The organism is Streptococcus sp. 1343 (assembly GCF_013277355.1).
GTDB classification, from domain to species: Bacteria; Bacillota; Bacilli; order Lactobacillales; family Streptococcaceae; genus Streptococcus; species Streptococcus pseudopneumoniae.
Genome location: NZ_VMMT01000076.1, coordinates 22177 through 31309, shown reverse-complemented (window position 1 = coordinate 31309; position 9133 = coordinate 22177). Strand labels below are relative to the sequence as shown.

Below are 9133 nucleotides of genomic sequence, written 5' to 3'. Positions count from 1 at the left end.
ACTGAGAGGAGTTCTTGAAATCGTAAAACCACTTTGAACAAGAGTTACTTCAACCCATTGGCTCCGACGGATTAAGTTGCTTTCCTGAATACCAAAATCAGCCGCAATTTCTTCATAAGTGCGGTATTCTCGCACATATTGAAGAGTGGCCATAAGAAGGTCTTCTAGGCTTAATTTAGGTTTTCGTCCACCTTTTGCGTGTTTACCTTGATAAGCTGTTTTAATACAGCTAACATCTTTTTAAAAGTCGTGCGCTGAACACCAACAAGACGCTTGAATCGTGCATCAGTTAGTTGTTTACTTGCTTCATAATTTTATTGTATCATATTTTTGTTTCACAGGAAGTAAATAAAAACTCTTTAAAGTTTTGTTGGGAAAATGGGAAAAGATATAAATGGAAACTTAGTATAACACTTGGAAAACTCTGTAAAAATAGTAAGTCAATTCATGCTTCGTTTTTTCTCTAGGGAAGTTGGGCGGCTATATTTCTATGACCATTTGTCGGAATAAACATCCCTGCCAAGGGTCTATAGAAAAACTTTTGTTATCAGATTTAGATGCCCAACTTGTCATTTATACTCTTTCATATAGGACTTTCTATAAGGATGGAAAAAAGAAGGGAAATTTGATAAGATAGGAATATGGATTTTGAAAAAATTGAACAAGCTTATACCTATTTACTAGAGAATGTCCAAGTCATCCAAAATGATTTGGCGACCAACTTTTATGACGCCTTGGTGGAGCAAAATAGCATCTATCTGGATGGCGAGACTGAGCTAAATCAGGTCAAGGAGAACAATCAGGCTCTTAAACGCTTAGCGCTTCTCAAAGAAGAATGGCTCAAGACCTACCAGTTTCTCTTGATGAAGGCTGGGCAGACAGAGCCCCTGCAGGCTAATCACCAGTTTACGCCAGATGCTATTGCCTTGCTTTTGGTATTTATTGTGGAAGAGTTGTTTACAGAGGAAGAAATCACTATCCTCGAAATGGGTTCTGGCATGGGAATTCTGGGCGCTACTTTCTTGACCTCGCTTGATAAAAAGGTGGATTACTTGGGAATGGAAGTGGATGATTTGCTGATTGATTTGGCAGCTAGCATGGCAGACGTGATCGGATTGCAGGCTGGCTTTGTCCAAGGAGATGCCGTTCGTCCACAAATGCTCAAAGAAAGCGATGTGGTCATCAGCGACTTGCCGGTCGGCTATTATCCTGATGATGCCGTTGCGTCGCGTCATCAAGTTGCTTCTAGCCAAGAATATACTTACGCCCATCACTTGCTCATGGAACAAGGGCTTAAGTATCTCAAGTTAGACGGATACGCTATTTTTCTAGCTCCGAGTGATTTGTTGACCAGCCCTCAAAGTGATTTGTTAAAAGGGTGGCTGAAAGAAGAGGCGAGTCTGGTTGCTATGATTAGTCTGCCTGAAAATCTCTTTGCCAATGTCAACCAATCTAAGGCTATTTTTATCTTACAGAAGAAAAATGAAATAGCAGCAGAGCCTTTTGTGTATCCACTTGCTAGCTTGCAAGATGCAAGCATTTTAATGAAATTCAAAGAAAATTTTCAAAATTGGAGCAAAGGTACTGAAATATAAAATAGATTTTGTTATAATAGTTGAAAACGCTTAAAAGAGGTAATTGATAATGACAAAAACAATCGCAATAAATGCAGGAAGTTCAAGTTTAAAATGGCAATTATACTTAATGCCAGAAGAAAAAGTATTGGCGAAAGGCTTGATTGAACGTATCGGTTTGAAAGATTCAATTTCAACTGTAAAATTTGATGGCCGTTCTGAACAACAAATTTTAGATATCGAAAATCACACACAAGCTGTTAAAATCTTATTGGATGACTTGATTCGTTTCGATATTATCAAGGCTTATGATGAGATTACAGGTGTTGGACACCGTGTTGTTGCGGGTGGAGAATATTTCAAAGAATCAACAGTTGTTGAGGGGGATGTTTTAGAAAAAGTTGAAGAGTTGAGTTTGTTGGCTCCTCTCCACAATCCAGCCAATGCAGCAGGTGTTCGTGCCTTCAAGGAATTGTTGCCAGACATTACCAGTGTAGTTGTTTTTGATACTTCCTTCCACGCAAGTATGCCAGAGAAAGCTTATCGCTACCCTCTACCAACAAAATATTACACAGAAAACAAGGTTCGTAAATACGGTGCTCATGGTACAAGTCACCAGTTTGTAGCAGGAGAAGCTGCAAAACTCTTGGGACGTCCATTAGAAGACTTGAAGTTGATTACCTGTCATATTGGTAACGGAGGCTCAATTACAGCTGTGCAAGCCGGCAAATCTGTTGATACTTCTATGGGCTTCACTCCTCTGGGTGGTATTATGATGGGAACGCGTACAGGGGACATTGATCCAGCTATCATTCCTTATTTAATGCAATATACAGAGGATTTTAATACACCAGAAGATATCAGTAGTGTTCTTAATCGTGAATCGGGTCTTTTGGGAGTTTCTGCTAATTCTAGCGATATGCGTGACATAGAAGCTGCTGTAGCAGAAGGGAATCACGACGCTAGCTTGGCTTATGAAATGTATGTTGACCGTATTCAAAAACATATCGGTCAGTACCTTGCAGTACTAAACGGAGCAGATGCCATTGTTTTCACAGCAGGTGTTGGTGAAAATGCAGAAAATTTCCGTCGTGATGTAATCTCAGGAATTTCGTGGTTTGGTTGTGATGTTGATGATGAAAAGAATATCTTTGGTGTGACAGGAGACATCTCAACAGATGCAGCGAAGATTCGTGTCTTGGTTATTCCAACAGATGAAGAATTAGTCATTGCCCGTGATGTTGAACGCTTGAAAAAATAAGTGAAACTAAAAAAATATTCAATACAAGGAGTTGGGAAAGTTATTTTTCCAGCTTCTTTTTTTAAACTTAACTAGCTTTGAAAGGTAGAAGTCATAGATAGCGGTGGATGATTTTAAGAAGCGTTATAGTGGATTGAGATATAGTACATTGAGTCAAGAATAGGATACATCGGTTTCTGAAATATTGTTAAAAATGAGGATGAATTTCTCAATCAATTTGTTCATATTCTATTTCAACATACTATAAAATGTGAATAAATTAATTAGCTGATTTCAATGCATTTCTAAAAATGTATTAGAAGTCGTATTGTGCTGTTGTAATTTAAATTTGCTATAAAAGTGATAAAAGATAACTTATTTCTAATTTTCGCTTAGAATGACAGGTGTCATCGATTAATATTTTATATTATGTCAATTTTTGCTTGTATTCGCTTACAGTTTATGCCATAATAGTACAGTAATAAGTTATAAGAGCTGTTGTATCGTTCTTGGTTTATAGTTATGGAGGTAACATCATGGGTACTATTATGGAATTTGCAACAGAAAAACAGATTGAATCATTTCTTTCAACTTGTCATATCGAGGGACAAAGGAATTTTCTGATGGCTTTTAAGAAAAAGACATGGCTGAAATCCTTTATTGATTTTTTCATTATAGGAGGAGCCTACTATGTTCAGTCGAGTGTGAAGCCAAAGATTATGTCATTCACATCTAAGGGGATTTACTTGATGGACATTAGTGATGTAACTGAAAATCGGCCTAATCAAGTCATTGAAATGTCCTGGAGTCAAGTTGAAGATTTTAGTTATAACACAGTCTTGAACACAGTTAGAATTAAATGGCACTATCAAAGTGAACAGTACATCTTTTCAGTAGATGTAGGTAATATCAGTCAACATTTAGGACAGTATCAATTTAACAAACAACATTATGATTATTTAGCACAACACGATTTCTTTCAGAAAGAGTGAATGACATGAAAAAGATAATTACAAAATGTATTGTTATTGCTACGACTTTGCTTATTATGGTACCGAGTTTTATAGGGATTGCATATGCTAACGAAACAAAGGTTCCAAATACAACTGTAGAGTATATTGATGTTGCCGAAGTAGAGAAGGATTTGAAATTCTTGTTTACAGAAGCGACGAGTTATGAGAATGGCGTTCTTTATGTTAATAAAGAATTATTGACAGAACGCTATGGCACTTTAGCACCGTATATTGTAATGGGCATTGAACGTATTTATACAGAGCCTAATTTGGTTCAAAACTTGCAAGCTTCTTTACAAGATAGAGATTTTGTTTCATGTATGCGTGATGAGTTGATTGGTATGATTCCAGGTATGGAACTTGTTGATTTAATGAGAGGGGACATTATCAGTTATATTCAAGGTAAAATGTGGGGCAAAGCTGCCTCATATATAGCAATGGAACTTGCTAAATTTGGCATGAAGAGTAACGTTGCAGGAATCGTTGCACAATTAGGAATCTCTGCTGGAAAATGTGCTATTTGGGGTTAGTTATGCTTAAATACTTGTAATTAAGAAGGTTAAAATGATAATTCTGTCTTTAATGAATGTGATAAAGTGGTTGGAAAATAAATTTTCTAACCATTTTGTCGTTTTTAGTGTTTACAGGGAAAATGACTTCAAATTTTTTAAGTTTTAAGTATAGACTGTTACGGGAACGGTAGACATTGTGACAATAAGAAAGAGAATGAAAGCACGACGAAAAGGATTAAAAAATAAACAAGAGAATATTGGTAGAATTGTCCAAAACCTTGCTATGATTGGATTTTTTGAAAAATATGGTATAATAGTAGTAATTTAATAGATGGAGTTGAGTTTTGAAGAAAAACTTTCGTGTAAAAAGAGAGAAAGATTTTAAGGCGATTTTCAAGGAGGGGACAAGTTTTGCCAATCGCAAATTTGTCGTCTACCAACTAGAAAACCAGAAAAATCATTTTCGAGTAGGTCTATCAGTTAGCAAAAAGCTGGGGAATGCGGTCACTAGAAATCAAATCAAGAGACGAATCCGACATATTATCCAGAATGCAAAAGGGAGTCTGGTAGAAGATGTCGACTTTGTTGTCATTGCTCGAAAAGGGGTTGAAACCTTGGGATACGCAGAGATGGAGAAAAATATACTCCACGTATTAAAATTATCAAAGATTTACCAGGAAGGAAATGGGAGTGAAAAAGAAACTAAAGTTGACTAGTTTGCTAGGACTGTCTCTATTGATCATGACAGCCTGTGCGACTAATGGGGTAACTAGCGATATTACAGCCGAATCGGCTGATTTTTGGAGTAAATTGGTTTACTTCTTTGCGGAAATCATTCGCTTTTTATCGTTTGATATTAGTATCGGAGTGGGGATTATTCTCTTTACGGTCTTGATTCGTACAGTCCTCTTGCCAGTCTTTCAGGTGCAAATGGTGGCTTCTAGGAAAATGCAGGAAGCTCAGCCACGCATTAAGGCGCTTCGAGAACAATATCCAGGTCGAGATATGGAAAGCAGAACCAAACTAGAGCAGGAAATGCGTAAAGTATTTAAAGAAATGGGTGTCAGACAGTCAGACTCTCTTTGGCCGATTTTGATTCAGATGCCGGTTATTTTGGCCCTGTTCCAAGCCCTATCAAGAGTTGACTTTTTAAAGACAGGTCATTTCTTATGGATTAACCTTGGTGGTGTAGATACAACCCTTGTTCTTCCGATTTTAGCAGCAGTATTCACCTTTTTAAGTACTTGGCTGTCTAATAAAGCCTTGTCTGAGCGTAATGGAGCTACGACAGCGATGATGTATGGGATTCCAGTCTTGATTTTTATCTTTGCAGTTTATGCGCCAGGTGGAGTCGCCCTATACTGGACAGTGTCCAATGCTTACCAAGTCTTGCAAACCTATTTCTTGAACAATCCATTCAAGATTATCGCAGAGCGCGAGGCTGTAGTACAGGCACAGAAAGATTTGGAAAATAGAAAAAGAAAAGCCAAGAAAAAGGCTCAGAAAACGAAATAATAAGGAGGAATCTGGTAATGGTAGTATTTACAGGTTCAACTGTTGAAGAAGCAATCCAGAAAGGATTGAAAGAATTAGATATTCCAAGGAAGAAGGCACATATTAAAGTCATTTCTAGGGAGAAAAAAGGCTTTCTTGGTTTATTTGGTAAAAAACCAGCCCAAGTGCATATTGAAGCGATTAGTGAAACGACTGTTGTCAAAGCAAATCAACAAGCTGTAAAGGGAGTTCCAAAACAAATCAATGATTTGAATGAGCCTGTTAAAACAGTTAGTGAAGCGACCGTTGATTTGGGTCATGTTGTAGAGGCAATTAAAAAGATTGAGGAAGAAGGCCAAGGTATTTCTGATGAAGTCAAGGCTGAAATCTTAAAACATGAAAGACATGCCAGCACTATCTTAGAAGAAACGGGTCACATTGAGATTTTAAATGAACTTCAAATCGAGGAAGCGATGAGGGAAGAAGCAGGCGCTGATGACCTTGAAACTGAGCAAGACCAGACTGAAAATCAAGACTTGACAGAGATGGGCTTGAAAGTTGAACCGAGCTTTGATATTGCCCAGGTGGCTACGGATGTGACTGCCTATGTTCAAGCGATTGTGGATGACATGGACGTTGAGGCGACGATTTCAAATGACTATAACCGTCGTAGCATCAATCTACAAATTAACACCAACGAACCAGGTCGTATTATCGGTTACCATGGTAAAGTCTTGAAGGCCTTGCAACTGTTGGCTCAAAATTATCTTTATAATAGCTATTCAAGAACCTTCTATATTACAATCAATGTCAATGATTATGTTGAACACCGTGCAGAAGTCTTGCAGACCTATGCGCAAAAATTGGCGACTCGTGTTTTAGAAGAAGGCCGCAGTCATCAAACAGATCCAATGTCAAATAGCGAACGCAAGATTATCCATCGTATTATTTCACGTATGGATGGCGTGACTAGTTACTCTGAAGGTGATGAGCCAAATCGCTATGTTGTTGTAGATACAGAATAAGTAAAATCAGGGTTGACCTGATTTTTTGCTAGTTAGAGGAGGTTAAACTGATGTTGAATAAGATAAGAGACTATCTAGACTTTTCTGGTTTGCAGTACCGTAGTCCTGATAAAGCGGGAGCAGAGCGAGAGAAGATGCTGGCGTTCCGCCACAAAGGACAAGAGGCCCGAAAGGCTTTTACAGAACTGGCCAAAGCCTTTCAAGCAAGCCATCCAGAATGGCAACTCCAACAGACTAGTCAGTGGATGAATCAGGCCCAGTGTTTGAGACCACATTTTTGGGTTTATCTACAGAGAGACGGACAAGTGACAGAACCTATGATGGCCTTACGTTTGTATGGAAATCCTTCTGATTTTGGTATTTCCTTAGAGGTCAGTTTCATCGAACATAAGAAGGATGAGCAAACACTGGGCAAGCAGGCCAAAGTTTTAGACATTCCAACCGTTAAAGGGATTTATTATCTAACCTACTCTAATGGTCAAAGTCAACGGTGGGAGGCGAATGAAGAAAAGCGTCGTACTTTACGCGAGAAGGTGAGAAGTCAAGAAGTTCGAAAAGTTTTAGTGAAGGTAGATGTTCCTATGACAGAAAATTCGTCTGAAGAAGAAATCGTAGAAGGCTTATTGAAGTCTTATTCTAAAATTCTTCCCTATTATCTAGCTACGAGAAAATAAGATAATTTGTAAAACATCATAAATCATACAGTCCAAGAGTGAACAGTCCGCTGTGTAATTCTTGGTCTTTTTGTTTGCGCTTTCGCATTATATAATAAACTTACAAAAACAATTCAAAAGGAGAACAATTATGGAAGTCGTTTCAAGTGTTCTAAATTGGTTTTCTAGCAATATTTTGCAGAATCCCGCATTTTTCGTAGGTTTATTGGTGTTGATAGGATATGCACTTTTGAAAAAACCTGCCCATGACGTTTTTTCAGGGTTTGTTAAAGCAACAGTAGGGTATATGTTGCTTAACGTGGGTGCTGGTGGTTTGGTTACAACCTTTCGTCCAATCTTAGCAGCTCTTAACTACAAATTCCAAATTGGTGCAGCGGTTATCGACCCTTACTTTGGACTTGCTGCAGCAAACAACAAAATTGCAGCAGAGTTTCCAGATTTTGTTGGAACTGCGACTACAGCTCTATTGATTGGTTTCGGAATAAATATCTTGCTCGTAGCTCTTCGAAAGATTACGAAGGTAAGAACCCTCTTTATTACTGGTCACATCATGGTACAACAAGCTGCAACAGTATCTCTTATGATTCTATTCTTAGTACCACAACTGCGCAATGCTTACGGTACAGCAGCGATTGGTATCATCTGTGGACTTTACTGGGCAGTTAGTTCAAATATGACTGTTGAGGCAACTCAACGCTTGACTGGTGGTGGCGGATTTGCGATTGGTCACCAACAGCAATTTGCAATCTGGTTTGTAGATAAAGTAGCAGGACGCTTTGGTAAGAAAGAAGAAAGTTTAGACAATCTTAAATTACCTAAGTTCCTCTCAATCTTCCACGATACAGTTGTTGCATCTGCTACCTTGATGCTCGTATTCTTCGGAGCCATTCTTTTAATCTTGGGTCCAGACATTATGTCTAATAAAGAAGTCATCACTTCAGGAACTCTATTCAATCCTGCTAAACAAGATTTCTTTATGTACATTATCCAAACAGCCTTTACCTTCTCAGTTTACTTGTTCGTTTTGATGCAAGGTGTCCGAATGTTCGTATCTGAGTTGACAAACGCCTTCCAAGGTATTTCAAACAAATTGTTGCCAGGTTCATTCCCAGCGGTTGACGTTGCAGCTTCTTATGGATTTGGTTCTCCAAATGCTGTCTTGTCAGGATTTACCTTTGGTTTGATTGGTCAATTGATTACAATTGTCTTGCTCATCGTCTTTAAAAATCCGATTCTTATTATTACAGGATTTGTACCAGTGTTCTTTGACAATGCAGCCATTGCGGTCTACGCTGATAAACGCGGCGGATGGAAAGCGGCTGTTATCCTTTCCTTTATATCAGGCGTCCTTCAAGTTGCTCTAGGAGCTCTTTGTGTGGCCCTTCTCGATTTGGCATCTTATGGTGGCTACCATGGAAATATCGACTTTGAATTCCCATGGCTTGGATTTGGATATATCTTCAAATACCTTGCTATTGTTGGTTATGTACTTGTGTGTCTCTTCTTGCTTGTTATTCCTCAACTTCAATTTGCCAAAGCAAAAGATAAAGAGAAATATTACAACGGTGAAGTTCAAGAAGAAGCTTAGTATCTAGAAAAGG

The 9133-nt window shown here is 38.3% G+C and carries 9 protein-coding genes and 1 pseudogene; 9 read left to right on the top strand and 1 reads right to left on the bottom strand.

The window, feature by feature from the left end:
- Window positions 1–314: pseudogene (locus HT709_RS10515) on the bottom strand (transposase family protein); the annotation flags it as partial.
- A 327-nt stretch (window positions 315–641) separates the two neighbouring features.
- On the opposite strand from HT709_RS10515, the gene HT709_RS10510 reads away from it, so the two are divergent.
- From HT709_RS10510 to HT709_RS10470, 9 genes are all read left to right on the top strand, one after another.
- Window positions 642–1595: a class I SAM-dependent methyltransferase gene (locus tag HT709_RS10510; protein WP_172925753.1), complete on the top strand. Its 954-nt coding sequence runs from the start codon at window positions 642–644 to the stop codon at window positions 1593–1595.
- 49 nt (window positions 1596–1644) lie between these two features.
- Window positions 1645–2835 carry an acetate kinase gene (locus tag HT709_RS10505; RefSeq protein ID WP_172925752.1) on the top strand — a complete coding sequence of 397 codons (1191 nt, stop codon included), beginning with the start codon at window positions 1645–1647 and terminating at the stop codon, window positions 2833–2835.
- Between the two features lie 515 nt (window positions 2836–3350).
- Window positions 3351–3806: a hypothetical protein gene (locus HT709_RS10500; protein WP_042900233.1), complete on the top strand. Its 456-nt coding sequence runs from the start codon at window positions 3351–3353 to the stop codon at window positions 3804–3806.
- A 5-nt stretch (window positions 3807–3811) separates the two neighbouring features.
- A complete protein-coding gene (locus tag HT709_RS10495) occupies window positions 3812–4357 on the top strand; it encodes a hypothetical protein (RefSeq protein ID WP_050223352.1) in 546 nt (181 codons plus the stop codon).
- Window positions 4358–4683: 326 nt separating this feature from the next.
- A complete protein-coding gene (gene rnpA, locus HT709_RS10490; RefSeq protein WP_172925751.1) occupies window positions 4684–5055 on the top strand; it encodes a ribonuclease P protein component in 372 nt (123 codons plus the stop codon).
- The gene (locus tag HT709_RS10485; protein ID WP_000727903.1) at window positions 5030–5854 is read left to right on the top strand and encodes a membrane protein insertase YidC; all 825 of its coding nucleotides are present in this window, start codon (window positions 5030–5032) and stop codon (window positions 5852–5854) included. The genes rnpA and HT709_RS10485 overlap by 26 nt, the downstream gene beginning before the upstream one ends.
- Before the next feature lie 17 nt (window positions 5855–5871).
- On the top strand, window positions 5872–6858 hold the full coding sequence (gene jag / locus HT709_RS10480) for an RNA-binding cell elongation regulator Jag/EloR (protein WP_172925750.1): 987 nt from the start codon (window positions 5872–5874) through the stop codon (window positions 6856–6858).
- A 50-nt stretch (window positions 6859–6908) separates the two neighbouring features.
- The gene (locus tag HT709_RS10475) at window positions 6909–7532 is read left to right on the top strand and encodes a hypothetical protein (protein ID WP_000932654.1); all 624 of its coding nucleotides are present in this window, start codon (window positions 6909–6911) and stop codon (window positions 7530–7532) included.
- Between the two features lie 130 nt (window positions 7533–7662).
- Window positions 7663–9120 (top strand): PTS ascorbate transporter subunit IIC, encoded by a 1458-nt coding sequence (locus HT709_RS10470; protein WP_023937017.1) that lies wholly within the window; start codon window positions 7663–7665, stop codon window positions 9118–9120.
- Window positions 9121–9133 lie beyond the last annotated feature (13 nt).

Bases quoted from the DNA above. Each gene is read 5' to 3' on its own strand.
- HT709_RS10495 (WP_050223352.1), top strand. From the start codon at position 3,812: ATGAAAAAGATAATTACAAAATGTATTGTTATTGCTACGACTTTGCTT.
- HT709_RS10500 (WP_042900233.1), top strand. From the start codon at position 3,351: ATGGGTACTATTATGGAATTTGCAACAGAAAAACAGATTGAATCATTT.
- jag (WP_172925750.1), top strand. From the start codon at position 5,872: ATGGTAGTATTTACAGGTTCAACTGTTGAAGAAGCAATCCAGAAAGGA.
- HT709_RS10510 (WP_172925753.1), top strand. From the start codon at position 642: ATGGATTTTGAAAAAATTGAACAAGCTTATACCTATTTACTAGAGAAT.
- HT709_RS10505 (WP_172925752.1), top strand. From the start codon at position 1,645: ATGACAAAAACAATCGCAATAAATGCAGGAAGTTCAAGTTTAAAATGG.
- HT709_RS10475 (WP_000932654.1), top strand. From the start codon at position 6,909: ATGTTGAATAAGATAAGAGACTATCTAGACTTTTCTGGTTTGCAGTAC.
- HT709_RS10470 (WP_023937017.1), top strand. From the start codon at position 7,663: ATGGAAGTCGTTTCAAGTGTTCTAAATTGGTTTTCTAGCAATATTTTG.